The 25,859-nt window shown below is 61.0% G+C and carries 30 protein-coding genes; 7 read left to right on the top strand and 23 right to left on the bottom strand.

Annotated elements, in window-relative coordinates; all coding sequences use genetic code 11:
- The 4 genes from QZY07_RS01495 to miaA all read right to left on the bottom strand — a co-directional run.
- Positions 1–140: protease modulator HflK N-terminal domain-containing protein (locus QZY07_RS01495; RefSeq protein ID WP_295399281.1), on the bottom strand; the 140-nt coding region annotated here is incomplete at its 3' end.
- A gap of 236 nt (positions 141–376) precedes the next feature.
- The gene (gene hflX, locus QZY07_RS01490) at positions 377–1,669 is read right to left on the bottom strand and encodes a ribosome rescue GTPase HflX (protein ID WP_363183550.1); all 1,293 of its coding nucleotides are present in this window, start codon (positions 1,667–1,669) and stop codon (positions 377–379) included.
- A gap of 59 nt (positions 1,670–1,728) precedes the next feature.
- On the bottom strand, positions 1,729–1,995 hold the full coding sequence (hfq, locus tag QZY07_RS01485) for an RNA chaperone Hfq (RefSeq protein WP_295399273.1): 267 nt from the start codon (positions 1,993–1,995) through the stop codon (positions 1,729–1,731).
- Positions 1,996–2,160: 165 nt separating this feature from the next.
- Complete coding sequence (gene miaA / locus QZY07_RS01480; protein ID WP_295399279.1) at positions 2,161–3,108, bottom strand: tRNA (adenosine(37)-N6)-dimethylallyltransferase MiaA; 948 nt, start codon at positions 3,106–3,108, stop codon at positions 2,161–2,163.
- Positions 3,109–3,191: 83 nt separating this feature from the next.
- Between miaA and QZY07_RS01475 the strand changes: the two genes are divergently transcribed.
- Positions 3,192–3,533, top strand: a complete 342-nt coding sequence (locus QZY07_RS01475; protein WP_295399271.1) for a hypothetical protein — start codon at positions 3,192–3,194, stop codon at positions 3,531–3,533.
- Positions 3,534–3,558: 25 nt separating this feature from the next.
- On the opposite strand, the gene flgL is transcribed toward QZY07_RS01475, so the two are convergent.
- From flgL to QZY07_RS01410, 13 genes are all read right to left on the bottom strand, one after another.
- Positions 3,559–4,857, bottom strand: coding sequence for a flagellar hook-associated protein FlgL (gene flgL, locus QZY07_RS01470; RefSeq protein WP_295399269.1), 1,299 nt, complete (start codon positions 4,855–4,857; stop codon positions 3,559–3,561).
- Positions 4,858–4,870: 13 nt separating this feature from the next.
- Entirely contained in the window at positions 4,871–7,012 is a 2,142-nt protein-coding gene (flgK, locus tag QZY07_RS01465; RefSeq protein ID WP_295399267.1) for a flagellar hook-associated protein FlgK, read from the bottom strand.
- A gap of 77 nt (positions 7,013–7,089) precedes the next feature.
- Positions 7,090–8,166 (bottom strand): flagellar assembly peptidoglycan hydrolase FlgJ, encoded by a 1,077-nt coding sequence (gene flgJ, locus QZY07_RS01460; RefSeq protein ID WP_295399265.1) that lies wholly within the window; start codon positions 8,164–8,166, stop codon positions 7,090–7,092.
- 6 nt (positions 8,167–8,172) lie between these two features.
- Positions 8,173–9,339, bottom strand: a complete 1,167-nt coding sequence (locus QZY07_RS01455) for a flagellar basal body P-ring protein FlgI (protein WP_295399263.1) — start codon at positions 9,337–9,339, stop codon at positions 8,173–8,175.
- Positions 9,340–9,377: 38 nt separating this feature from the next.
- Positions 9,378–10,079, bottom strand: coding sequence for a flagellar basal body L-ring protein FlgH (flgH, locus tag QZY07_RS01450; protein WP_295399261.1), 702 nt, complete (start codon positions 10,077–10,079; stop codon positions 9,378–9,380).
- A gap of 18 nt (positions 10,080–10,097) precedes the next feature.
- Positions 10,098–10,889 (bottom strand): flagellar basal-body rod protein FlgG, encoded by a 792-nt coding sequence (gene flgG / locus QZY07_RS01445; RefSeq protein ID WP_295399259.1) that lies wholly within the window; start codon positions 10,887–10,889, stop codon positions 10,098–10,100.
- A 198-nt stretch (positions 10,890–11,087) separates the two neighbouring features.
- Positions 11,088–11,828 carry a flagellar basal body rod protein FlgF gene (locus QZY07_RS01440; protein WP_295399257.1) on the bottom strand — a complete coding sequence of 247 codons (741 nt, stop codon included), beginning with the start codon at positions 11,826–11,828 and terminating at the stop codon, positions 11,088–11,090.
- Between the two features lie 79 nt (positions 11,829–11,907).
- On the bottom strand, positions 11,908–13,296 hold the full coding sequence (gene flgE / locus QZY07_RS01435; protein WP_295399255.1) for a flagellar hook protein FlgE: 1,389 nt from the start codon (positions 13,294–13,296) through the stop codon (positions 11,908–11,910).
- A gap of 74 nt (positions 13,297–13,370) precedes the next feature.
- Positions 13,371–14,048 carry a flagellar hook assembly protein FlgD gene (locus tag QZY07_RS01430; RefSeq protein ID WP_295399253.1) on the bottom strand — a complete coding sequence of 226 codons (678 nt, stop codon included), beginning with the start codon at positions 14,046–14,048 and terminating at the stop codon, positions 13,371–13,373.
- A gap of 105 nt (positions 14,049–14,153) precedes the next feature.
- Positions 14,154–14,573 (bottom strand): flagellar basal body rod protein FlgC, encoded by a 420-nt coding sequence (gene flgC / locus QZY07_RS01425; protein WP_295399251.1) that lies wholly within the window; start codon positions 14,571–14,573, stop codon positions 14,154–14,156.
- A gap of 4 nt (positions 14,574–14,577) precedes the next feature.
- Positions 14,578–14,985, bottom strand: a complete 408-nt coding sequence (gene flgB / locus QZY07_RS01420; RefSeq protein WP_295399249.1) for a flagellar basal body rod protein FlgB — start codon at positions 14,983–14,985, stop codon at positions 14,578–14,580.
- Positions 14,986–15,169: 184 nt separating this feature from the next.
- Complete coding sequence (locus tag QZY07_RS01415) at positions 15,170–15,982, bottom strand: protein-glutamate O-methyltransferase CheR (RefSeq protein ID WP_295399247.1); 813 nt, start codon at positions 15,980–15,982, stop codon at positions 15,170–15,172.
- Positions 15,983–16,038: 56 nt separating this feature from the next.
- The gene (locus QZY07_RS01410) at positions 16,039–16,962 is read right to left on the bottom strand and encodes a chemotaxis protein (RefSeq protein ID WP_295399244.1); all 924 of its coding nucleotides are present in this window, start codon (positions 16,960–16,962) and stop codon (positions 16,039–16,041) included.
- A gap of 240 nt (positions 16,963–17,202) precedes the next feature.
- Between QZY07_RS01410 and flgA the strand changes: the two genes are divergently transcribed.
- The 6 genes from flgA (at position 17,203) to QZY07_RS01380 (ending at position 21,645) form a co-directional block, all read left to right on the top strand.
- On the top strand, positions 17,203–17,949 hold the full coding sequence (flgA, locus tag QZY07_RS01405) for a flagellar basal body P-ring formation chaperone FlgA (RefSeq protein WP_295399243.1): 747 nt from the start codon (positions 17,203–17,205) through the stop codon (positions 17,947–17,949).
- A gap of 105 nt (positions 17,950–18,054) precedes the next feature.
- The gene (flgM, locus tag QZY07_RS01400) at positions 18,055–18,360 is read left to right on the top strand and encodes a flagellar biosynthesis anti-sigma factor FlgM (RefSeq protein WP_295399241.1); all 306 of its coding nucleotides are present in this window, start codon (positions 18,055–18,057) and stop codon (positions 18,358–18,360) included.
- Positions 18,361–18,417: 57 nt separating this feature from the next.
- A complete protein-coding gene (locus QZY07_RS01395) occupies positions 18,418–18,924 on the top strand; it encodes a flagellar protein FlgN (protein ID WP_295399239.1) in 507 nt (168 codons plus the stop codon).
- An 89-nt stretch (positions 18,925–19,013) separates the two neighbouring features.
- Positions 19,014–19,706 (top strand): flagellar brake protein, encoded by a 693-nt coding sequence (locus QZY07_RS01390; protein ID WP_295399237.1) that lies wholly within the window; start codon positions 19,014–19,016, stop codon positions 19,704–19,706.
- A gap of 56 nt (positions 19,707–19,762) precedes the next feature.
- A complete protein-coding gene (locus tag QZY07_RS01385; RefSeq protein ID WP_295399235.1) occupies positions 19,763–21,331 on the top strand; it encodes a flagellar hook-length control protein FliK in 1,569 nt (522 codons plus the stop codon).
- The gene (locus QZY07_RS01380) at positions 21,328–21,645 is read left to right on the top strand and encodes an EscU/YscU/HrcU family type III secretion system export apparatus switch protein (protein WP_295399233.1); all 318 of its coding nucleotides are present in this window, start codon (positions 21,328–21,330) and stop codon (positions 21,643–21,645) included. The genes QZY07_RS01385 and QZY07_RS01380 overlap by 4 nt, the downstream gene beginning before the upstream one ends.
- 8 nt (positions 21,646–21,653) lie before the next feature.
- Here the strand turns inward: QZY07_RS01380 and QZY07_RS01375 are convergent, their stop codons facing one another.
- From QZY07_RS01375 to QZY07_RS01350, 6 genes are all read right to left on the bottom strand, one after another.
- Positions 21,654–22,106: a DUF2802 domain-containing protein gene (locus tag QZY07_RS01375; RefSeq protein ID WP_295399231.1), complete on the bottom strand. Its 453-nt coding sequence runs from the start codon at positions 22,104–22,106 to the stop codon at positions 21,654–21,656.
- Between the two features lie 15 nt (positions 22,107–22,121).
- Complete coding sequence (locus tag QZY07_RS01370) at positions 22,122–22,523, bottom strand: hypothetical protein (protein ID WP_295399229.1); 402 nt, start codon at positions 22,521–22,523, stop codon at positions 22,122–22,124.
- A gap of 78 nt (positions 22,524–22,601) precedes the next feature.
- Positions 22,602–23,084 (bottom strand): chemotaxis protein CheW, encoded by a 483-nt coding sequence (locus tag QZY07_RS01365; protein ID WP_295399227.1) that lies wholly within the window; start codon positions 23,082–23,084, stop codon positions 22,602–22,604.
- Positions 23,085–23,118: 34 nt separating this feature from the next.
- Complete coding sequence (gene motD, locus QZY07_RS01360; protein WP_295399225.1) at positions 23,119–24,033, bottom strand: flagellar motor protein MotD; 915 nt, start codon at positions 24,031–24,033, stop codon at positions 23,119–23,121.
- A gap of 9 nt (positions 24,034–24,042) precedes the next feature.
- Positions 24,043–24,786, bottom strand: a complete 744-nt coding sequence (locus tag QZY07_RS01355; protein ID WP_295399223.1) for a flagellar motor protein — start codon at positions 24,784–24,786, stop codon at positions 24,043–24,045.
- Positions 24,787–25,857 carry a chemotaxis response regulator protein-glutamate methylesterase gene (locus QZY07_RS01350; protein ID WP_295399221.1) on the bottom strand — a complete coding sequence of 357 codons (1,071 nt, stop codon included), beginning with the start codon at positions 25,855–25,857 and terminating at the stop codon, positions 24,787–24,789.
- Positions 25,858–25,859: the final 2 nt, after the last annotated feature.

Raw genomic sequence — 25,859 nt, 5'->3', positions numbered from 1 at the left:
GGCTTGTTGCCGCCGAATAATCCGCCGAGTCGCTCCTGAAGCTTGCGCACGACTTCATCGAGGTCGGGTGGACCTTGATCGCCGCCGCTCTTGCCGCTCCAGGGGTCTTGGTTACCGCCACCTGGCTCATTCCAGGCCATAGCTACTCCGTCTGTTCATGTGTGTTAGGTATGGGAGGTGTCTGGGATGGCCATCGCTCGAATGGCGTATCAAACACGGTTGCGAAAGACATTGATGATCTTGCCCGTCTTTGGCTTAAAAATATAGGTGCCGACGCTGGCGCTCGATATCAAGCTCGGGCAGCGTCAAGGCTCGCGACGAGAACCGAATAAGGGTCCGATTGTATGTGACCGACCGGATAACGGCAAATGAGCCGTTAGCGGGAGAGCGCATGCAGTCGCCGTCGCAGCGACTCGTCGGTGGCTAGCAGCCGTTCGAGCCGAGCGATTCCGACGACGAACTCGATGGTCCAGCCGCCCGTCTCGACTGGCTGGTCCGACAGCACCTGCGCATGCTCGAAGAGCCAGGCACGGAGTTTGCCGTCGCTTGGCTCCAGACGAAAACGCTTGCGCACTTGGCTGCCGCCGGTCAGTTCGCCCAGCGCCCGCAGCAGGCCGTCGATGCCCGCGCCCGTGTGGGCCGACAGCCAGACGCGGGTCGGCACGCCGTTCGCGTCGCGCTCGATGCGCGGCAAGGCGTCATCGAGCAGATCGAGTTTGTTGAAGACCTCCAGGCGTGGCAATGCGTCGCAGCCGATCTCGGCCAGGACTTTTTCCACATCGTCGATCTGGCGCGCGCGCTGGGCAGCCGCCGCATCCACGACATGCAACAGCAGATTGGCGTTGCGAGCTTCCTCCAGGGTCGAGCGAAAGGCGGCGACCAATTCATGCGGCAGGCGACTGACGAACCCGACGGTATCGGCCACCAGCACGCGCCCGCCGCTTGGCAGCGCGAGACGCCGCAGGGTCGGATCCAGGGTGGCGAACAACTGGTCGGCCTCGAAGACGCCCGCCGCGGTCAATTGGTTGAACAGGGTCGACTTGCCGGCGTTGGTATAGCCGACGAGCGAGATCACCGGCAGCTCGGCCCTGGCCCGCGCCTTGCGGCCCTGGGCGCGCTGAACCTCGATGCGATCCAGACGCCGGTCGAGCGTGTCCACCCGTTTGGAGAGCAGACGCCGATCGGTTTCAAGCTGGGTTTCGCCGGGGCCGCGCAGTCCGATCCCGCCCTTCTGGCGCTCCAGATGGGTCCAGCCGCGCACCAGACGGGTCGACAGATGCTTGAGTTGCGCCAGTTCGACCTGGAGTTTGCCCTCGAACGAGCGCGCGCGCTGCGCGAAGATATCTAGGATCAGGCCGGAGCGATCCACCACCCGGCATTGCAGCAGACGCTCCAGATTGCGTTCCTGGGCCGGCGACAAGGGATGGTTGAAGATCGCCAGATCGGCATCGAGCGCCGCGACCATCGATTTCAGTTCCTCGGCCTTGCCGGTCCCGACGAAGAGTCGCGGATCGGGGACCGCGCGCGAACCGCCCAGGGTGCCAACGACTTCGGCGCCGGCCGCCGTCGCCAGAAGCGCGAACTCCTCGCGCTCGTCCGGCAGGGCGGTCGAACCCATGTCCAGATGCACCAGCACCGCCCGCTCGCCAAGCTTGGGGCGCTCGAACACGAGCGAGTTCACGGACGAAGCGGGCGTTTCGCGCCCGGCTGAAACGCTTGTGGTCGCTTTCAACGATTACCCGGCTCTAGCAGGTCTGGCTCAGGCAGTGCGTCGTCGGCGAGTGGCAATTTGACGTTACGGGCGGGCACCACGGTCGAAATCGCATGTTTATAGATCATCTGGCTGACATTGTTCTTCAGCAAGACCACGAATTGATCGAAGGATTCGATCTGGCCCTGCAATTTGATGCCATTGACCAAAAAGATCGACACGGGGATGCGCTCCTTCCGGAGTGCGTTGAGAAAGGGGTCTTGCAGGCTTTGGCCCTTGGACATGGTTGTCTCCTTCTTATTGTTGCTTGGCACGAATGCCCGGCTTAAAAATCCGTGGATCCCAGTTTGGGTCCACGAAACAGTCCGTTGGGTTGCAGCCGGGACGAGCACGCCCAACGAAAAACGGGGCAGCAGCAGTGGTTAATTGAAGTTGAAATTCCTCGAACATCACCTTGAGCTTGCCGTGGCCTGCTCAATCAACGCCAACGCCTGCTCTAACGGGGCCGGATCGTCGGCCAGCCAATGACCATCGGATTCCGGACGGAGCCAGGTCAATTGACGTTTGGCGAGTTGTCTCGATGCCACGATACCGCAATGCAGCATTTGATCCCAATTGCATTCTTTCCGCAAATATTTCAAGACCTGCCGATACCCCACGCAACGCATCGACGGCAGATCCTCGGTCAGGTCGCCACGCTCCAGCAGACCCGCCACCTCTTCTACCAGCCCCTGATCGAGCATGGTACGAAAGCGCCGTTCGATCCGCGCGTGCAAGACACTGCGCTCCAGGGGCGCGCGGATCAGTTTCAGTAATCGGTATGGAAGTTGCTGAGATACCCCGGCGGATCGGATCAGTTCGCTCATGGAACGGCCGGCGAGCGCATGAACCTCCAGCGCGCGCTGGATGCGTTGCGGATCGTTCGGATGGATCTGGCGCGCGGAATCGGGATCGACGATGGCTAAACGGTCATGCATGGCCGGCCAACCAAGCAAGACGGCCTCGTCCAGGAGCGCGCGACGGACCTCGGGATCGGCGCTCGGCAGCCATGCCAAGCCTTGCTGTAGAGCGCGAAAATACAGCATGGTTCCGCCGACCAGCAGCGGAATGCGACCCTGCGCGACGATCTCGGCCATCGCCGTCAGGGCATCGGCGCGAAAACGCGCGGTCGAATAGGCATCGCTCGGGTCCAGAATGTCGATCAGTCGATGCGGCGCCTCGGCCAGAATCTCGGCACCGGGTTTGGCGGTCCCGATATTCATGCCGCGATAGACCATGGCCGAATCGACGCTGACGATGTCGCACGGCAGGCGTCGCACCAAATCGACGGCCAGATCCGTCTTGCCAGAGGCGGTCGGTCCCATCAACAGGATGGCCAGGGGCCGTTGGTCGGGCATCGCTTGCGGCGGGGCTTGATTGGTTCGCGCCATCATCGGAAAGTATCGTCATCTCTGAAACTAGACGGGCAACGGGTCACTTTATGTTCAACGTCACGGAACTGATCCACGACCTGACCACGGCAACGGGGCAGATGAAACAGGCGGCGCTGGCGGACGATTGGGCGTTGGCCGAAAAAATCCAAAAACGCCGCGCGCTGCTGATCGAGCGGATTGTCGAGTACGCCGAGACCGCGACGCTGACCGAGCAGGAAACCAATGAATTGAACGCCGTGCGCGAACAGGAAGCGACGATTATCGCACGGGCGGGCGCCCGCCATCAGGCGCTGGGACAGGCGCTGGCCGATACGCAAAGCGGCACGCGCGCGGGAAAGCAAAGCCGAATGCAGAAAGCCTATGGCGCACCCGGCATCAAGCGCCCGTAGGACGAGCAGCGGTCAATCCAAGGCATCACAGGAAATCGAACAGCGAGAGCTTGCTGGTCTGCACATAGGTCTGCTGGGCGGCCTGCAGGACGGTTTCCTGCAGCTTGTAGCGGCTGATGGCGTCGGCGTAGTCGAGGTCGCGGACATCGGAGAGGGTGGATTCCAGATTCAACTGCCGCTCTGCGTTCAGATCGGTCTGAATTTCCAGCGTGGAAAGGCGTAGACCGACTGCGGTGCGGACCTCGTTGAGCCGATCCATGCCGGAATCGATGTTACGCAACGCCATGCTGGATGCCTTGGCAAAAAGATCCTGGGCCGTCTCATCGCTCTGTGGCGTTTCAAGCGCGGTGGCGATGCTGTCGAGCGTTTGGAACAGACTGACCTGGGGCACGGGGCGCGAGAGGATCTCGTCACCATCGGCGGGTGCGGTGAGAGGATCGAGGGTGACGCGGCGACCGGCGAATTCAATTGGCGTGTTTGGTGTAGGCGGTACAAAAACGCCAGCACCATCAGTCGATCCATAAACGCCGCCGATCAGTTGTCCGCTGGAATCCTGGACGGAATTGCCGTCGGGATCGAGTATTTGATACTCCACGGAACCAGGGTTGACGGTCGGAAACTTGAAACGAATCCGCAAGTTTTGGCCAGCACTATTCAGCGCGTCGTCAAGATTCCCCGCTTCGACCTTCACCACATCCACCGTCCCGGTATTGGTTGACTTTGGCACTGCCTCGGTCAACAAACCGCTGCGTTCCGGAATTTCCATCAAGACCGTCGCGCCCGTATCGCCAACCGCAATCCGCCGGGTGCTGGTAATCGCCAACTCGCGCACCGCGCCATCGCCCTCGGCGCCAACATAAGACACCCGCCCGTCATCAGCCATCACAAAGGGCGAGGTTTGCGAGCGTGTGCCGGCAAAGAGATATTCGCCATTGGCATCCTGGGTATTGGCGATGTCGAAAATATCGTCGCGGAGCTGGCGGATTTCGCTGGCGATAATGTTGCGGTTGCTCTGGTTATAGGTGTCGTTGCTGCCGGCGATCACCAACTCCCGTACCCGTTGCAGTGCGTTCTGGACAGCATCGATCTGCGCCTCCTCCTGTTCGAGCCGGGGCTGGGCATAGTCGCCATTGCGCTGATATTGCTCGGTCGCCTTGATGGCGGCGTCCAACTGGACGGACTGGGCCGCCCCGCTGGGATCGTCGGAAGGCGTCAGAATACGTCGGCCAGTGGACATCTGTAGACTGGTGTGATTGAGCTTGGCCTGCGCATTCTGCATGGCCGAAAGACCGGATTGGAAAATCTGTGACGTGGAGATGCGCATCGTGTTGTCCAATTTAACGCCGGACGGCGCTCAACAAGGTGTCGAACAGGGTGCTACTGACGGCGATCACCTGCGCGGCGGCTTGGTAGGCTTGCTGAAAACGGATCAGGTTAGCCGCCTCTTCATCCAGGTTCACGCCCGAGATCGACTCGCGCTGGGCCTGGGCGTCCGCGAGCAGAACGGCGCTGGAATCGCGCGCAATCTGCACCTGGCGCGTCTCGGTGCCCACGTCGGACAGGATGCTGTTGTAACCGCCCTGAAAGGTGGTGTGCCCTTCCACGATGCGGGCATCCTGCAAGTCGGTCATGGCGAGCATATTGCGGTTGTCGCCTTCGCGGCCCTTGCCGAGATCGACCGTGAAGGTATCGTAAGGCCCAGGCGTTCCACGGATATCCAGTTCCCAACCATTGACCGAGTCGATCGTCGTGGTCGCGGGTTGAGGCGTCTCCAGCGGGAAGGAGGCAACGTCAATCTCGAAGGCGGCCCCATCGTCAGGAGCTCCCTTGACCTTTAGCTCCCAACCATTCGCCGTGATCGTGGTGGTACCGGAAGGATCGAGCGAAAAACGCTCGCCATCCACATCAAATTGATTTTTTGTCGCATCGAACGTCACGGATGCAGGAACGAGCAGATTGCTGTTTTTAGGATCGAGAACGCGGAACGCCTCCACGGTCGCGCTGCCCGCATCCGCGCCATGGCGAGGACTCAATAGATTAAATTCATCGCCTGCGTCGTTGACCACCACCGCAGCTGGCAGATAGGTATCGGGCGTGGGTGGATCGGCAGTGACACGCAGTCCGGTCGGGCGGGCATCGCCCGTGTTGGCCGCCTCCGCCAGGGCGCCGGACGCCGCGGCAATCCCGGCCGGATCCGTGATCGCGACCTTGATATCGTTGGCAACGGAACGAGTTGGCTGGATCAGCCAGCTATCGCCTGACGCGGCAGTCGACAGGCTGTTGGTGTCGATGCGAAGACCATCGCCGACAAGGATATTGGGATCCGTTGCATCGGGCACGAGGGTGACGGATTGGTTGTCGGGCTGGCGCGTTAATTGAAATCCCGCGCTGCTATAACTCAGGCGATAATCGCTCGGAGTGAGTTGGCTGACATTATCGATCGTGACCCCCGGCGATGCGGTCGCCGTATTACCCGACCTCGCATAGACATCCACGGCTGGTAGCTCGAAAAGATCCCCGCCCAATTCGCCATTCAGGTCCAGACCAAGCCGGTTCTGCTCGTTAAAGCTGGTCGCCAGGGTTAACCCGATCAGCCCCAGCTCGTTCTGGGCGGTATCGAGTACGCTGGCGCGGGTCTCCAACAAGCCGCCGATCTCGCCCCCGCTCATAAAGCGGGTGACGTCGACGGGTTGGCCGCTGCTGGACGTGAAGCCAATGTCCAGATTGCTCGGGTCGCCCGACAGATAACCGGTTGTCAATTGGCGGGTGCCCCCACCCATCACCAGCGCCTGACCATTGCCAATGAACACATTGATGGCGCCGTCATCCTGTTTACTGGTGCTGAGGTCGATCTTTTCAGCCAGCTTGTTCAGCAGATTGTCGCGCTGATCGAGCAGATCGTTGGCTGGCGACCCGCTGGTGGACCCCGAAACGATCTTGCGATTGAGATCGGCCAGGGATTGCGCGTATTGGTTGATCTCCTCGACGGTGGCCTTGATCTGCCCGTTGACCAGCGAGCGCTGTTCCTCAAGCTGACCGTTGACCGCGCCGAAGCGCGCCGCCAATGTCTCGGCCTCCTTCAAGAACACGGTGCGGCCGGGGATCGCGGTCGGATCGTCGGCCACGTCCTGGACCGCGGCAAAATAGTTCTGCAGGCTCGGTGTCAGGCCAGTGCTCTCATCCGCGAGCAGACGGTCCACCCGCTCGGCGAAGGCGGCGCGCACCTCGCTATTGGCGTTGTTGGTCAGGCTGCCACGCAGTTGGGCGCTCACCAGATCGTCCTGCATCCGCCGGACGCTGGAGACCTGCACCCCGGTACCGAGATAGCTGCCGCCCAGGTACTGCGGGGCGCGCGCCGACAAGTCGACCCGCTGGCGGCTATAGCCCTCGGTCGCCGCATTGGCGATGTTGTGACTGGTCGTCGCCAAGGCCCGCTGGAAGGCCAGCAAGCCTGAAACGCCGGTGCCTAATATGCTCATTGCATCAACCTGTTCGTCGACAATTCACGAAGCCCTGCCGCCAATCCGGACGCCTCTCGCCTTCGCGCGCTCATCGCTCAACTCTTCGTGGTGTTATCGGCTTGGCCGGCAAAGACTTGAGTGTCGAGATTGGCGCTCAGGCGTTCGAGTCGGTCACGGATCCCCAGAATCTTGGCGGCGTAACGCGGGTCGGTCGCATAGCCGGCCTTTTGCAGACCGCGGATGAAATCCTCGCCGTTGGTGCTGGCCAGGGCGCTCCGATAGCGTGGGTTACGACGCAGAAAGGCAACATAATCGACGAACGAATCCGCCGGGCTGGCATAGGCGCGAAACTTCGCCTGCTCGCGCTGGGCCACACCGTTACGATATTCCAGCGTGCCGACCGCGACCTTATCGCCCTCCCAGCTCCGGTCGGCCTTGATGCCGAACAGGTTGAAACTCGAACCGCCGTCCGCGCGGCGCGGGACATGCCTGCCCCAACCGGTTTCCAGCGCGCTTTGCGCCAACAGGACATCGGTATCCATCCCGAGCGTCTCCGCCGCTTGATCGGCGTAGGGCTTCAGATAGGCGAGGAATTCCTCGGGACTGCTCGGCGGCCACTTGCCCTGAGGGGCGGTGGCGGCTCTGGCCGTTTGACCGGTGTTGGCGGTGGACGACACCGTCCCCGCCGCATTCCCGGCGGTGTCTGCGGACTCAGCGTCAATTTCCCGGCACCGTTGGCGTCTCAGCCAGCGATTGCGTTCGGGGATGCGCAGCTCCGCGGGGTCACGCGCGACGGAATCGGCGGAGTCGTTGGTCAACTCGGGCGCCAGTTGCCGCATCAGCGCCTTGCGAATACCCAATCCCTCGCCTTCGCTCAGCAGGCTCGTCACTTGCTGGTCGTGGAGATCCTGGTAGAGTTTGGTCTGCTCGGAATCGAACAGCCCGCCGCCCGTGGATGCCGATCGCATCTGCTTGAGCATCTGACCGGTCAGCAACGCCTCGAAGGCCCGCGAGGCAGCCTCCAGTCCGGAGCGGTCGCCCGTGCGGGCGGATTTGGCCAGCGCGCCAAAACTGGCCGGATCGCTGACTAAACCGGTCGGAGCCGACAGAGTGGTCCCGCCGCCCGTACTGACGCTGGTTCCAAGCGCGGTCGAGGTGTTGGCGGGCAGCATGACGGATCAGATGACGACCAGATCGGCGCGCAGGGCGCCGGCCTCGCGCAGAGCTTCCAGGATGGCGACCAGGTCGCCAGGCGCGGCACCGACATCGTTCACGGCCTGGACGATCTCGCCCAACGAAGTCCCTGGGGCAAACAGGAACATGCGGCTTTCATCCTGTTTCACTTCGATATTGCTGCTTGGCACGACAGCAGTCTGACCACCGGCGAAGGGTTGTGGCTGCGAGACCAACGGTTGTTCGCTGATGGTGACCGTGAGATTGCCATGGGAGACCGCGGCCGGTGTCACCTTGACGCCGGCACCAATGACCACCGTGCCGGTTCGCGCATTGATAACGACGCGCGCCGGAGGATCGCCGGTCGCCACCGACAGGTTTTCAAGCATCGAGACGAAGGCGACGCGCTGCCCCCGATCGGTCGGCGCGCGAACCTGCACCGAGGAACCGTCGAGCGGTTGCGCGACATCCCCGCCGAACCGTTCGTTAATGACCTCCGACATCCGGTTGGCGGTGGTGAAATCCGCACGCTTGAGATTGAGGACCAGCGAATCGCCCTGACCGAAGCTACTGGGCACCTCGCGCTCCACCGTGGCGCCGTTGGGAATGCGACCGACACTCGGCACATTCACGGTAATGCTGCTGCCATCGTCGCCTCCCGCACCGAAACCGCCCACGGTCAGATTGCCCTGAGCCATGGCGTAGACCTGACCATCGGCGCCTTTCATCGGCGTCATCAGAAGCGTCCCGCCGCGCAGACTCTTGGCGTTCCCGAGCGAGGAGACAGTGATATCCAAGCGCTGCCCAGGCTTGGCGAAGGGCGCGAGATCGGCGGTGATCATGACCGCTGCCACGTTCTTGAGCTGTGGATTGACATTGGGCGGAATGGTCACGCCAAGCTGACCCAGCATGTTCTTGAGACTCTGGACGGTAAAAGGCGCCTGGGTGGTTTGGTCGCCGGTGCCATTGAGACCGACCACCAGGCCATAGCCGACCAATTGGTTATCGCGCACGCCGGCGATATTGGCCAGATCCTTGATGCGCTCGCTTCCCATGGAATTGCCGTCGTCGGTACCGTCATAGGCCGATTCGTTCCCGGCCAGGAGATCGATCGATCCCAGACAAATCCCTGCCAGCAGCGCGATAATTGTGACGAATCTGATCCTGTTCATGACAAACCTCGGTGATTCGGTGTCATCCCGAACCCGGCTCAGATGGGCCAGATCGGGCTGTTGAAAAAGCGCGAGAGCCAACCTTGCGCGTTGCTGTCAGGGATCGCCCCCGTGCCCCCGTAATAGAGCTGGGCGTTGGCGACCTGAGTCGATTTCACGGTATTGGCCGCACTGATGTCCACCGGACGGATGATGCCGCGCAGACGCACGAATTCATTGCCCTGATTGATGCCCAGCCACTTCTCGCCCTGCACCACCAGATTCCCGTTCGGCAGCACCTCGGCGACGGTGACGGTAATCTCGCCGCTAAGCTGGTTGCTCTGGCTGGAGTCGCCGGACCCGTCAAAGGTGCGGTCGCCGGTACCGGATGCTTTAAAAAGCGACAGCCCGCCGGGAAGGATGTCACGCCCGGCAACGCTCAGACTGCCCGCATCCATTGATAGCTCGGAATTCTTGGCGGTCGTGGTTCCCGCCGACTTTTTGGCGTTGGTCTGCTCCGCCAACTCGACCATGACCAGATCGCCGACCCGACGCGCCTTGTAGTCCTCAAACAGCCCCTGGCCCTGCGTGGCTTGAAAGATCGCGCCGTGATTGTCGGTCGGGGCGAGCGGCAGGATCGGCGGCGTGGGACGATACTCCGGCGAATCGCCCGGTTTCGGCGGATTGAGCGTACTGCAAGCCGTGAGTCCCACCGCCGCCAGCAGCAGAACCAGACGACGAAAAGCAAGGATGATCTTCATGGCGTTCGCGTCTGGCGCTTAGCGTGCGAGGTTGTTGTTGACAAACTGCAACATCTGGTCCGCCGCCGACACGGCTTTGGAGTTGACTTCATAGGCGCGCTGGGTTTCGATCATGTTGACCAATTCTTCCGCCATGTTGACGTTGCTGGTCTCCAGGGCGCCCTGCATCACGGTGCCGACGCCATTCTCTCCAGGGGCGGAGATCTGCGCCGCGCCGGATGCGCCGCTCTCCAGATAGAGGTTCTCGCCCATCGCCTGAAGCCCGGCGGGATTGACGAAGTCGGCGAGCTGAATGTTGCCCAATTCCTGTGGCGCGGCTTCGCCGGGCAGTTGCGCCGACACGGTGCCGTCCTTGCCGATGGAGACCGAGAGGGCGTTTTCGGGCACCACGATGCCCGGCTGCAAGGCATAGCCATTGGACATGACCACCTCGCCGTCGGCATTGAGCTGGAAGGTACCGTCGCGGGTGTAGCCCATGTCGCCATTGGGCATGAGGATCTGGAAGAAACCCCGGCCCTCGATGGCCATGTCCAGCGAGTTTTCGGTCTGCACGAACCCGCCCTGCCCGAACAGCTTTTCGGTCGCGACCGTGCGCACGCCCATCCCGAGCGTGAGTCCGGAGGGCAGTTGCGCCTCCTGGGTGGCCTGAGCGCCCGGCTGACGGATGGTCTGATAGATCAGATCCTCGAACACCGCCCGCCCCTTCTTGAAGCCATTGGTGTTGACGTTGGCCAGATTGTTGGCGACCACGGTCATGCGGGTCTGTTGCGCGTCGAGCCCGGTCTTGGCGACCCAGAGCGATTGGTTCATGGTCTGTCTCCGTTAAACTGCGTCCGGCACGGCAACGATGATTCGTCGCTCGATTCGGTCTCGTCGGAACCTGCAAAAGCCGGAGCTGACGCAGTTTAAATATTGAATTTTTAAGCTTTAAACCGCGTCCCGCCGAGCGCCGCAAGTGTCCGCTAGACGAAGCTCACTCGCCACCAGGCATGTCATGCTGAACGCGGTTTAACCGATCGCCAGCAGGCGATTGTGGTTCTGTTCCACATTGTTGGCGCTTTCCATCATCTTCACCTGCATCTCGAAATGGCGGGAGAGTTCGATCATCTTGGTCAGCGCCGCCACTGTGTTCACGTTGCTGGTCTCCAGCATCCCGGTCACCACCCGCACGTTGGCGTCCGCAGGCGGGGCTTGACCATCTCCAGCACGAATCAGGCCATCCTCGGTGCGTTTTAGGCTTTTGACATCCGGATTCACCAGACGGATACGTTCGACCGCCGCCAGCGCGTTCGGCGCCGATCCCACTGGCCGCACGGTGATGGTTCCATCGGTGCCGATCAGCAGCGTCTCGTTGGGCGGGATAGCGATCGGGCCGCCATCCCCGAGTACCGGCAGACCGCGCTCGTTGCGCAGCACGCCCAGCGCATCGATGTGCAGATTGCCGGCGCGGGTATAGGCCTCGCCACCATCGGGCGCCTGGACGGCGATAAAGCCCTCGCCCTCGATAGCGATATCCAGATCGCGCCCCGTGCTTTGCAACGCGCCGTGGGTGAAGTCGATAGCCTCGTCCCGAGTCTGGACGTAATCGCGCGAATCGTAGACCGGACCGCGCACCGGCGCGGTGTAGGCATCTCCCAGCGCCTGACGAAAGCCGTGGGTGTTGGCGTTCGCCAGGTTGTGATTGTTGATGGCCTGCGCATAGAGATTTTCCTTGGCGCCGGACATCGCGAGATAGAGAAAGCGATCCACGATTGACTCCTGGCGGTCAGGCCGGCGCGGGCGGTTCTGGCGCACCGGACGCGCCCGCGGCGTCCGGCGCGCATTGACGTTACTGGATGTTCAGAATCGTCTGGGTGATGGTGTTGGCCGCGCTGATGGTCTGCGAATTCGCCTGATAGTTGCGCTGGGCGGTGATCAGGTTGACCAGTTCGGTCGCCAGATCCACGTTCGAGGTCTCCAGCGCGCCGCCCTGGATGGTGCCCAGGCTACCGGTGCCGGGCGAGAAGATCACCGGACCGCCGGAGGACGTGGTTTCGGCCCAGGAATTATTGCCGATCTGTTGCAGTCCCTGCGGATTGTCGAAATCGGCCAGTGCCACCTGACCGAGCGGCAATGCCCGACCGTTGGAATAGCGGACGAAGAGCACACCCGCCTCGTCGGCATCGACGCCCGTGATGCGGCCTGTGGTGTAGCCGTCCTGTTCAAGGCTGGTCACCGCAAAGGACTGCCCATACTGGGTCGTGCCGGTGAGATCGAGGTGGATTATGCCATCGCCGGGTGTGCTGGGGATCGGTTGGGTCGGATCGTCCACACCCAGCGTTGCGCCATTCACCGGATTATAGTTTGCCATGACGGTCGAGAAATCAAGATTGTTGATCGCAGGGGTAGCCGTAGTGTCCAGGACACCGTTCGTATCGAATTCAAGGGCGATCGGCGATCCAGCGGGAAAGATGGTGGGATCGATCGCGCCATCCATCTGCACATGGACTTGCCATGCACCGGGACCCGTGGCGTCGTCCTTAATGAAATACATGGTGACTGGACGTGGCGTACCAAGCGAATCGTAAACCGTGGTCGAGGTCGAAAAATTGTAGGTGTCAGGATTATCGATTTCGAATCCACCCGGCCCGATGGTCGTTGGATTGATGAGTGTGGGGGGGTCCGTAGCTGGCACCGTCCCATCGACCGGTGTCGTCGCATCCGAACGCAGATTGATCTGCGCGGCAATGTCGGCCGTCGCATTCGGCGGCGAGTCGCCCAGATTGATCTGCATGTCGGACCGCAGTCCGGTACGAAAGGGGCTTTTCGGATCGGTCGGATCGGTCGGCGGAAACCCTTGAAGACGCAGCGGCGGCGAACCGTTGTTGACGATGTATCCCTCGTCATCCACCTGAAAGGCACCGGCGCGGGTATAGGTATTATCATCGTTCCCTTCGCTGTTCAGGACAAAAAACCCGCGTCCGGTGATAGACAGATCGAGACTGTTGCCGGTGAATTCGAGCGTCCCCTGGGTGAACTGCTGAGCGGATGCAATCAGTCGCACTCCAGCGCCGATATTGGTCTTACTGATGGTGCCATAAGAACGGGTGAAGATATCGCCGAATTCGGCGCGCGACTGCTTGAAGCCATTGGTACCGACATTCGCGATATTGTTGCCGGTCACCTTGAGATCGGCCGCCGCCGCGTTCAATCCGCTTAATCCGATGTTAAACGCCATGAGGGTGCTCCTTCGTGAGTATTGGGTGGTTGATGCTCAATGGGCGCCGGAGCGCCACGCGAGGATCTCCGGCCTCAGCCAATCCGGGCGACATCGCCGAATGTGACCTCGCCCAGACCCCGTACATTGAGGATCAGGCCGCCGCCCGTATTGTCAGCCGTCACGCTTTGAACCTGGCCGCTAAGCAGGGTCTCGACCGCCTGTGAAGCGCCTCCACTTGAAGCGTTGGCGCGAAACTCATAGACGCCTTCCGGTGCCGGTTGGCCATCGGACATGAGCCCATCCCAGGTGAAATCGGCCATGCCCGATCCCTTGGCGCCCAGATCCAGGGTTTGCATCAGTTGACCGTTGGAATCGTAGACACCAACCGTTAACTGATCCGCTGGCGCCGTTAATCCGATCGCCCCGGTCATGCCCTGCCCCGCATCCAGTTGCGCCGTGGTCCCCGGCGCGAGAACATTTTTACCCACCAGCGCGGCCGCCTGTAACGCCTGCCCCTGATTGAGCGACAGCGACAAAGCGCCGAATTTCTCGGTCAGCGCCTCGATGCCGGTGACGGTCGAGAACTGCGCCATCTGCCCGAGAAAGTCGCCGTTTTCCATCGGCTTCATCGGATCCTGAGTGGCCAGTTGCGTGGTCATCAGTTTGAGAAAATCCGACTGTCCGAGCTTGTCACGATTCTCTTTGGTGGATTGAGCGCCATAGCTGGTCAGCCCAAGTCCGTTCAAGACATCCGAGGATATTTCTGCCATGGTCTGTTCTCCGACACTGTATCCAATAGGCGCGTGCTATTTGCGCATTGACGGTCGTCCGGCATCGCCCGACGCACGTCGCGGTTGATTCACGCTGCACGCGGTTTAACTCTGGCCGACCCGCAGCGTGCGTTCCAATAATTGTCGCGTGGTATTCATGACCTCCACATTGGCCTCGTAACTGCGCGAGGCCGACATCATGTTGGCCATTTCCTCGACCACGCTGATCGCGGGCCGAAAGACATAGCCATCCTCATTGGCCTGTGGATGGTTCGGTTCATAGGTCGGGATGGGGAGCGCCGGAGAATCGACGATGTCCGCAACCCGCACCGGCATGGCGGCCCGATCGGGATCCTCTCGGTCCAGAACCGTCTGGAACAGAACCTGTTTCGACTTGTAGGTCTCTTCCGGCGTCTTAGCGGCGGTACTGGCGTTAGCCAGATTGGAGGCCACGGTATTGAGCCGGATCGATTGCGCCGTGAGCGCCGAGGCCGAGGTATTGAAAATGCTGAACAGATTGCTCATGGCGTTACTCTTTTCGCAGGGCGGCGCGGATACCCGACACGCGTCGATTGAGGAATTCAAGGGTGCTCTGATAGTGCAGGGCATTTTCGGCAAAGGCCGCCCGCTCCAATTGCGGGTCGACGGTATTGCCGTCGAGCGCTGGCTGCGCGGGAATGCGATAGAGCATATCGGGTACGGTATTGGCGTCCGGCTGACCGGGCAGCGGCAGGTGATTGGATTGCGTCTGGGCCAATGCCAAACCCTTGCCCCGGCCTTCGATCGCCGCCAGGGCGCCCCTGAAATCGTAATCGCGTGATTTGTAGTTCGGGGTATCGGCATTGGCCAGATTGGAGGCCAGCAATTCGCTGCGCCGATCCTGGAGCTTGACCGACGCAGGCAGAATGCCAAAGGCTTTATCGAGTGAAAGGCTCATGGATGCGGCTCATGGGTTGCAAAAACCCGTCAATCTCTTTGCGGGAGATGATGCAAGCTATGCGCCAGTTGCCAGGGAGAGGGTGGACGAGAGAATGCGTTTGAACCGCAAAGGCGCGAAGAACGCGAAGGATATCAATCAAATATCTTCCTTCGCGTCCTTGGCGCCTTTGCGGTTACGATGATTACCGCCGACGCAGCATGGAGCCTTGCGGCGTGCGCAGAATTTCGAAGGCTTCGGTGTAGGAGCCAACCGCTTCGGACGCGCCAACGAAAAGATAGCCGCCGGAATCCATCTGACGGGCGATTCCGTCAAAAATCCGACGCTTGGTTTCGGCCGAAAAATAGATGAGGACGTTGCGACAGAAGACGATGTCGAATTTGCCGAGCGTCGCGTAGGATTCCATCAGATTGAGCTTCTGAAAACGCACCCGGCGCTGAATCTCCGGCTTGATCCGATGGCCGTTCTCGACCGACTCGAAAAAACGCTGCCGGCGCTCGGGGCTGAGTCCACGGACGATGCTCAGTCCGTCATAGAAGCCGGCGCGGGCATCGGCCAGCACGCTTTCCGAAAGATCCGTCGCCAAAATACTGACGCTCGCGGTCTTGGGCGGATACGCTCCCTCCCATTCCGCGACGACCATTGAAATACTGTAGGGCTCTTGGCCGCTTGAGCAGGCCGCCGACCAGATCCTGATCGGCTTTTGCTTGGCCACCAGCTCCGGCAACACAACTTGGCGGAGAATTTCGAAGGGATAGTTATCGCGAAACCAGGACGTTTCGTTCGTCGTCATCGCATCGATCACGCGCGATTTCAGCGTGGGATCGGCGGAACGACGCAGTGCCTTCAGCAGATCCTCGACTTTCGCGAACGAAAATTCATCGAGCAGGCGCGACAGGCGGCTGGAGACGAGATATTGGCGGTTCTCGCCGAGCACCAGGCCACAACAGTCAGAGAGAAATCGGGAAAACTCGGCGTAATCCTGCGCATCAATCACGGCTAAACCTTAGGAATGATCTGGAAATCGAGGTTGATTGCGACAGCCTGCGTCCATCAGGATTGCTTCGCATACTTGAGCACCGTCGTCGCCAACTCGTCCGGGTCGAACTTCGCCAGAAAATCGTCGGCGCCAGCCCGCTTAACCATGTCGTGATTAAACTGACCGCTCAAGGACGAGTGCAGGATCACCCGCAGAGCCTTCAGCTTGCCATGTTCGCGAATCTTGCGAGTCAGGGTGTACCCGTCCATGCGCGGCATCTCAATGTCCGCGATGACCATTTCGATCGACGACTCCACCATGTCCGCGGCGGCAAGCTCTTCCAGATAATCAAGCGCCGCTCGGCCATCGGATCGGGTTTCGGTGCGAAAGCCCAGTTCCAGGATGGCGCGTTCAATCTGCTTGCGCGCGACCAGCGAATCGTCGACGATCAGGATCCGACGATCATGGGGCAGGATGGCGGCCTGTTTCTGCACCGCCTCGGAGACATCGGACTTGAGCGGATTGATCTGCGCAAACACGCGCTCGACGTCGATGATTTCGACCAGCCGGCCGTCCACCTCGGTGACCGCGACCAGATAACTTTCACGCTCGGTTCCGTGTGGCGGCGGCTTGACCGTTTCCCAATTCACATTGACGATACGATCCACTGCGGACACCCAGAAACCCTGGACCGAACGGTTGAACTCGGTGACGATGACCTTAGCGTCGCAGTCATCGTCGATCGGTTGCGCGGCAAAGCCGATCGCCAGCGCCAGATCGATCACGGAGACCGTCCGGCCGCGAATGTTCGCCACGCCGCGAACCGTCGGGCTGGAGCCGGGAAGGTGTCGCAGCGTGGGTTTGGCGATCACCTCTCGAACCTTGAAGACATTGATGCCGAACATCTGCTTGCTGCCCAGATGAAACAGCAGCAATTCCATACGATTCTGCCCGACCATGCGGGTGCGCTGATCGATATCGTCAATAAACTGACTCATCCAACGTCTCCAGATCGAAATTGACCATCACGTAAACCGCGTCCGCCGCAGCGCCGGTTGGCTCATGCAAGGCCGATCCAACTCGAAAACAGCGCATTTCATGCTAGACGAGGTTTAAGTCTAACAGCATGATCGCTTAGCGGGTGGACTGGATTGTATCAGTCATGAATCCAGGCTTCCTCAAGGCAAGGCGCATTTCCTGCTTGTCGATTCTCAAACACATCACGCAGGATACTTGCCATGTCTCACGCCCGATCGCCGCAGATCAATCATGCCTTGCGCCAGCGGCTTTCTTTGACCGTCATTCTCTTGGCGACACTGACGACCGGCGCCATCCGCGCGGCAGAAGAGCCGATCGAACCGCTGGAGCGTATCCTGGAGACGGCGCGTTCGTTTCTGGCCGATTCACTGAAAACGGCTGCCGGCGTCGAGACGAGCATCGAGATCGGTCAGTTGGATAGCCGGCTCCGCCTGGCGCGCTGCGCCCGCGCGCCAACCGCCGAGCTTGCGCCTGGCGCCCGCGCGGGAGGAAACGGCACGGTCAATGTCCGTTGCACGGAACCTGTCGGCTGGTCCATCTTTGTGCCGTTTCGCGTGGAGCGCTATACGGAGGTGGTGACCGTCGCGCGACCGCTCTCCCGCCAACAGGTCATTCAACCCGCCGACGTGCGACTGACGCGCCTGGAGACCTCGCAACTCGCGAAAGGGTATTTCCAGGAACTGGCCCCAGTCATTGGCCTGGAGGCGCGACGCGCGCTGGTTCCGGAGCAGGTGCTGATTGGCGCCCATGTGAGCCAGCGGACATTGATCGAGCGTGGCCAACAAGTCACCCTGTTTTCGGCCAGACCCGGACTGACGGTCAGAATGAAAGGCGAGGCGCTGGAAGGCGGGACGGTTGGGCAGCGCATTCGGGTGCGCAACAGCTCCTCCAAGCGCATCGTGGAAGGCTATGTGGAACCCTCGGGAGCGATCAGAACCGCTTTTTAGGTGATTTTCGGTGCGGGACATTTGATCCGCCGCGGGAATGCCTCTACAGTTCTCTTTCATCCAGCCGTTAAACAAGGCAAACCCGAACCGACCTGGATCAAGCTCATGGACATTAAAAACCTGACTGGCGGCAACCTCCGCACCGAAGGCACGCCCTCGGGGGTCAAACCGCGTGCGGCGGCAACCGCCGACAGGCCGTCCACCCCGAATACGCCCGACGCGATTGGCGAATCCGTGACACTCACGCAAACCGCCCGAACCATGAGCGCCGCGCGCGATAACGCAGGCAATGTTCCTTTCAACGAAGCAAAGGTCGCGGAAATCAAGTTCGCCATTGCCGAGGGGCGCTATCCTATCGACAATCAGCGGCTGGCGGATCGAATGCTCGGATTCGAACGCCTGCTGGCGTGACATCGATGCGCCGGGCGTTTCCGATCGACCGTCGCTATTACTTAGAGATTGCATGAAATGGATCGTAAAAGCCCCAGCCTTACGCCCCCCAATCCCTCGGCCCAGTTTGCCCAATCGCTGAAGCTGTCGATTCAACTGATGGGTGACCTGGAAACGGCGATGCTGGAGGAAACCCACGCGATCGAGACGCGGGATACCGATTCGCTGCTAAGGATTCTCGCCAGCAAAAAGGACTTGGTCGCGCAACTCGAAGAAGAGACGCTCCGGCAAAAGCAATGGGTTGCACTCGCTCGGCATCCCTTCACGCCGGCCGGTATGATGAAGTTCTTCGCCGGAGTGAGCGACGACGGTCAGTTGCTCGGTCTGTGGTCGATTCTGCGGGAATCCAGTACCCGCTGCGATCGCATGAATCGCTCCAATGCGCGCCTGATCGAGCGCAACCGCAAACGCATCGCCACGTCGCTGCGCATTCTGAGCGGTGACGATGGCACCTCGGCGACCTATACTCCACGCGGACGCACCGAATCGGCGAGTCCACGCAGCCGCACCTTCAGCCAGGCATAAGACAGACGACAGGATGGGGTATCTTGAAGAAAACGCGAGCGGGTCAGGACATCAAGGTTGAAGATACGCTTCTGGCCGACGAAGAACGGGTGACATCGCCCGCGCGTATTTCAGCAACGCTCGCCGACATTCATCGTCACTTGGTTCCGCTAGGAGTGCGCCTGGAGCCTGACGGGGCCCTGTACAATTCCCTGCTAGCGCGTCTCGACGCAATCCAAAAACGACTCTATCTGGACCGACTGACTCCGGACGAGGATCGCGCAAAACTTTGCCCTGGCCAGAAAATCGGCGTGTATGCCAATCTGCGCGGCCATGCGATTCGCTTTTCGACGAGCGTCGACGAGGTTCTGCTCGACGCTGAATCCCGCCTTTATCTCGTCCGATATCCATCTGAAATCAGTGACCTGAGGCGACGCGACGTCTTCCGTGTCCATCTGCCGCTCTCGCAACGACGCCACGTCAGACTTCAGCGCAAGGAATCGAATACCGAGTTCAGCGCCCAAATCGTCGACCTCTCGGTCAAGGGATTTTGCCTGGAATTAAACGAAGCCGATATCGATCAAGAGCAACTTGGATCACGATTCGAGTACAGCGGAATGGAGTTGCCCGATCGCAGAATAACTCTGTCCGGCGAAGCGGTACTGGTCAACCTGCGGCCATCAGCAAGGCCCGGCGCGCTCTCCGCTGGCTTTGCCATCGCCAATCTCGACCCTCAAACCGAGCAGTCCCTGATGCGCGCATCACTCTACTATCAGCGCGAAGCGAGAAGACTGAGGGCATAAAACCGCCTCGTTTTGTTGGATCAATTTTCCTCGCTTCGCAACAGCGGCAGAGGTCCATGAGCGAGTCTATCCCGCTGGCATTGTCTCGACTGATCAACGGTTCTGGCCCGACCGGCGGCGCGGGCGTTGCCGAGACCAGAGCATCCAGCACCCCGCTCGCGCTCAAGGTTGGAATGCAGCTTGAACTCCAACTGGCGCAAAGACTTTCCTCAACGCTCATCGAGGCCCGCCTGCGTCCACTGGAAGGCAACGCGACTTGGTCGGCGACCATGCGTGTCCAGTTGACCGCACCCTTGCCGGATCTGTCAGCGCGCCAAGCGGTATCGCTGACCGAAACGCGCTCGATGTCCGTCGACGCCTTCCGCGCGAAGGCGGAGGTTCTCTCCATCAGCCCAACGCTGACCCTGCGCATCACACCGCGAACCGAACAGGCCACAGCTTCAAAGGTTGCATCCCCTGCCGCTGGTTTGCGCGAATGGCTGGGCGTTCAGCTCCGCCAAAACCTTCCTCAATCCCGGTCGCTCACGACCACGCTTCAGAGTTGGATCACCCGACAGAAGGGTCCCGATGGCTGCCCCGCCCCATCGTCGGCGGAGGCGTCTCCAACGATTGGCACAACCCAGCGAACGGTCGAGCCAACCACCACGATTGGCACAACCCAGCGAACGGTCGAGCCAACCACCACGATTGGCGCAACCCAGCGAACGGTCGAGCCAACCACCACGATTGGCACAACCCAACGCATGATCGAAACACTCGTAGGCAGGTTGACCACGACGAAGGATCTGGTCGACCCGGAGCGCCTGTCCTCCGCCATCGCGCAATCCGGTATCTGGCTTGAAGCACTGATGGCGCAGATAGCATCGAACCCCGCCCGCGCCTGCGATCGCTCGCTCGATCTCAAGGCGCAATTGCTACGCCTCGCCGAGCAGATCCGCACCGCCGATCCGTCGCCGTCGCCGTCGCCCGCGGGACCGACGCCACAGGCGCAGACCGTCGCTCCAGCGAGAACCTCGCCGCACGCCCTACCGCCAGCATCGACGGAGCCAGACCGTGCGAACCATCCGCAGCGGCTTCCAGAGCCCGATCCCCCTCAAGCCCGGTCCGTCGCGCCGGAGCCGCATTCAGCCTCGCATCGCCCTCACGGCGAGACGCCTCACGCGCGCCCGTCCGCGCCCGACGTCCTGGCCAAGGAGGTCGACGGCATGATTAAACATGTGGTGACTCAGCAGTTGCGAAGTCTGGAAGCGGGCACCGATCAGCCGCAATGGATCCTGGAGTTACCCTTCAAGACCCCGTCGGGATTAATGGCCCTGGAAGCCGATATTCGACGAGAGAACCGCGGTGACCCATCCGAGGATGACCGTTGGAGCATGCGGATCAGGCTGAATTTACCCCGCTTAGGTCCCTTGTCGATCAATCTGAGCCTCCGGTCGGATCGGCTGAATGCGGGTCTTCAGGCAGAGAACGAGACCGGCGCCAACATTCTGCGACAGCATCTGGAGACCTTGCGCCAACAATTGGTGGACCGAAAAATCGAGGTCGCCAGCCTGCACGCAAGCCATCGGCCCGGCGGCAGCGCGCAACCCGCGCGGCGCCCGCCCATGGTGAGCGAGCGGGCATGACGAAACACCGGCGGCAAGATGCTGTCCCACAGGCCATTGCGCTCCAGTGGGATCGTCTCAACGCACCTCGAATCACCGCCGCGGGCAAGGGACTCACCGCCGAGGAAATACTGCGCATCGCCGGGGAACAGGGGATTCCCTTGCAATCCGATCCGATGCTGGTCGAAGCACTGGCGCAAATTCCGATCGGCGACGAGATCCCCAGAAACCTCTACGTCGCGGTTGCCGAAGTCCTCGCCTTTATCTTCATGCTGGAAGGGATTGACCCGCGAAAACCGACACTTCTTGATCGCGAACCGGCGCAACAGGATTGAGGCACCGCTCAGGGTCGCGTCGAAGCCACCGAACTCGCTCCGACACCGAGCCCCCGACCATGCAGACTGAACAATAGATCCACCTCGGAGTCCGTCAAGCCACAGAGTTTACGGACCTCTTCGCGGGCGCGGCCCGCTTGGATCAACTGGATGGCCTGGGGGTAGAGTCCATCGTCGACATCGCGCAGACGCATCTCGTTCTGCCGATCGGCCAGATGTTCGAGGGTTCGCCTGACCGAAGACTGCGCCTGACCGTGACTGATCACGTCCTCGGAGATCATCTTCATGGCCCCATGCAATGCGAGAAGGGAGGTATTTTGACGTTGATGATCCTGCCGGATCTCCCGGATCTGACGCCGCAGAGTCGAGATGGATTTCAGGGCAACGCCAGCCAGCAGCATGACGAGGAGGGTCAGGACAAACAGCGCCAGGGCCACACCAAACAGCAGAGTTTCGTTCATTCAACGCGCGTTCGTTCAGGCATAGTCATCGATCAAGCCTCGGCGTCTTCCAGTCGGCGAGGATGGCGACCCGGCTTCCCCTTTTCCATTGCCGCGACCCACTCGGCCCTTGAGCGAACGCCGCTCCGCCGCGCGTCGCTCTCCGGCCCGCCGTTCGTCCGAGCGCCGCTCTTGCAGGCGCCGTTCGTCCGAGAGACGCGAGTCCAGACGGCGCTCGTCCGCACGACGCTTGCCCGCGCGACGCTCGAATTGACGGCGTTCGCCCGAACGACGCAGTCGATCGCGCAGGTCGCCCCGATCCTTTCGCGGGCGAGCCACGGTATTCTGCCGCGCAAAACGCCGATCCTGCTCGTCGCCCAATGGCCGCGAGGGGGTTTGCGGCTGGACTGGCTGAATCGGCTCGATCAAATCGCGCATGGAAATCTCCTGAGCGTTCCGCATCGCCGGGGCGGACAACACAACGATGACGCCAGTGCAACTGCCGCGGAGGGACGGCTAACGTTCGCGAATCGCCGCCCATTCATCGTCGGACAACAATTTATTGAGATCGATCAGGATCGTTAGTCCCTCCTCGGTACTGCTGACGCCCAGGATAAAGCGGCTCGTCTGATCGTTACCGACCGCGGGCGCGGGATCGACCGCATCCGGCGGTATCCGCACGACCTCCGCAACCGAATCGACCAGGATGCCGACATTCTGATTATCGACATCGATGATCACGATCCGGGAGGCATCGTCGGGCACGCGCTCGGGAAGCAGCATGCGCCGGCGGGCATCGATGACGGTGACCACATCGCCACGCAGATTGATGATGCCGAGAATGTAATCGGGCACACCGGGAACCGGTGCGATTTCGGTGAGTTTCAGGACTTCCTGAACCTGTAATACATCGATGGCGTAAGTCTCGTCCTCCAGACTGAACGTCACATACGACGAAGAAGTTCCCCTGGCATTCACGCTCGTGTCTTCTGCAGTCATTACATCCTCGCGCGGTTCATTGCAAAACCCATCATTATTGAATTCGCCCGATCTCGGCTTCGTAGTCGCTGCGCAGCCGCTCGGGCTCGATGGCCTTACCCGAACGCGGCGGCGGGCCCGGCAGCACGATCACCGCGACACGACGATTCCGCGCCCGCCCTTTATCCGCCGCGTTGCTGGCCAGTGGCTGAAATTCGGCATATCCGATCGCGACCATCCGCTCCGGATCGACCCCATTCTGAGCGAAGAGGTTGACGACCGTCGCGGCGCGACCGGACGACAGCTCCCAATTGGACGGATAGGTCGAATTGCTGATCGGTAAATTATCGGTGTGGCCCTCGACATGGATCCGCGCGTCCCGCTTGGCAAGGATCGCGGCCACGTTCTCAAGCACGGGACGCGCAACTGGTTCCAGCGTCGCGGATCCGCTCGAAAACAGGAGGTTGGAGTTGATCGCAATCTCAAGCCAGTAGGGTTTGCGCGTCACCTGGATCTCGTCATCCTGGATCAGCGATCCGAGCGATGACTCGATCTCCTCGGACAGTTCTCCGATTTCGTTGAGAATGCGAGCGCGTTCCTCGCCTTCGAGCAACTCAAGTGTGTTTTCGATGGCGACATCCGACGGCGATAACAGATCCTGGATGGTCATCTCGCCTTGCCGGGACGTAGCGCCGCTCTCAATCTCGATCGGTACAAGCGAACGATGCACATCGTCGCTCATTAGATTCAGTGCAAGACTCGGTTCCCCGATCTGGATAGGATCCACCGGCACCTGCGAGCCGAAGGCCTCGACCAGCGAGTTGGACAAGACACGGTATTTGCCGGCGTCGACCACGGACACGGCGTACATCACGACAAAAAAGGCCATCAGGAGGGTGACCAGATCGCCATAAGGGATCGCCCATGCCTCATGGTTCCCGTGCTCTTCCTGCTTTTTTCGCCTCGCCATGACCGGTTGTCAGCCCTGGATAAAGCCGTTCAGCTTGTTTTCGATATGACGCGGATTTTCACCCTCGGCAATCGCAATCAAGCCTTCAAGCAGCATCGTCTGATAATTTGTCCGTGCCTGAACGATTCCCTTGAGTTTGTTGTACATGGGTAGAAAAAGCAAATTGGCCAGGCCAACGCCGTAGATGGTCGCGACGAAAGCCGCCGCGATGCCATGTCCAAGCTTGCTGGGATCGGCCAGATTCTGCATGACCGCCATCAGTCCCATAACGGCGCCAATGATCCCCAGCGTCGGCGAATAGATTCCCATGCTCTCGAACACCTTGGCGCCCTGCAGATCGAAGGCTTCGCGGTTGTCCAGATCCGCTTCCAGAATTTGCCGCAACGCCAGCGGCTCGGTCCCGTCAACCAGCAGTTGAAGTCCCTTGCGAACAAAGGGATCGGTTTCCACTTCCGACTGATCCTCCAGGCCCAGCAGACCTTCCTTGCGCGACAGATGGGACCATTCGACGATACGCACGATCATGGATCGCGGGTTGAGACTGGGCGGCATGAACACCCAGGGCACGATCTTGAAGGCATGCAAAAAGATCGGGGCACGCGTCTGCACCAGCGTGGCGCCCAGGGTGCCGATGATCACAATGACAAAGGCGGCCAGATTCCAGAGCGCCCCCAGACTGCTACCTTTCGCGACCGCGCCCCCCAGGATGGCGACGAGACCCAGCAGGATCCCGGCCATGCTCAGGATATCCATTCAGCAGAAACCCTTTACCAGTGCCGGCCCCACATCCTTCAGCGCCAGAACATGGTCCGCGAGACCGGCCTCGATCACCGCCGCCGGCATGCCGAACACGACCGAACTGGCCGCATCCTGTGCCCAGACATGGGCGCCCTGCCCTTGCAGTGCCCGTGTCCCTTCGCGGCCATCGGCCCCCATGCCGGTCAGCACCACGGCGAGCACCTGGGATTTCAATGCCGCGACCGCCGAGTGGAAGGTGATATCGACGCTCGGCTTGTAAATGGTGCCCGGCGGATTATCCTGGATCCTGACACGGGTCTGCGCCCCCCCTTCCAGCACCATCTGCTGACCGCCGGGCGCCAGAAGCGCGCAGCCGGGCTTCAGCACATCGCCCGAGACCGCCTCGCGAACCTCGATCTGGCAGAGATTGTTCAGACGCTCCGCAAAGGCCGGGGTGAAGCTCGCGGGCATGTGCTGGACCAGGATGATCGGCAACGGAAAGCTTTTCGGCAGTACCTTCAACACTTCCTGAAGGGCGACCGGGCCACCGGTCGAAGTGCCGATGAGCACGGCGCGCAATGCATGCAGCGGGATGGCGCTGACCGGCGCCCGCCGCGCGGCAGCCATTGGCTCAGGCTCTTGCGTCGACAGCCGCTCCCGGGTCACGGGGCGGCTGAGCGCCTGATGCCGAGTGCGGGCCAAGGCGCGGACACGACGGCGCAGCATCACCTTGGCGGCATCCTCGTCCTTGGCGATTTCGCTGAATCGCTTGGGCAGAAAATCCATCGCGCCCGCGTCCAGCGCATCCAGGGTGGCCTTGGCGCCTTCGGTCGTCAGCGTCGAGAACATCAGAACCGGTCTTGGGGATTCCGCCATGATGCGACGGACCGCGGTAATTCCATCCATCACGGGCATCTCGATATCCATGGTCACCACGTCCGGATTCAGACGCTTGACGACCTCGATCCCCTCCAGACCGTTGGCGGCGGTTCCGACCACTTCGATCCCGATGTCGGCGTTGAGAATCTCGACGATCCGTCTCCGAAAAAACCCGGAATCATCGACCACGACGACTCGTAGCGCCATCG

It is taken from the genome of uncultured Thiocystis sp. (genome assembly GCF_903866365.1).
Classification (GTDB): Bacteria; Pseudomonadota; Gammaproteobacteria; order Chromatiales; family Chromatiaceae; genus Chromatium.
Note: the sequence above shows the minus strand (reverse complement) of the source record. Positions and strands in the feature narration are given on the sequence as shown.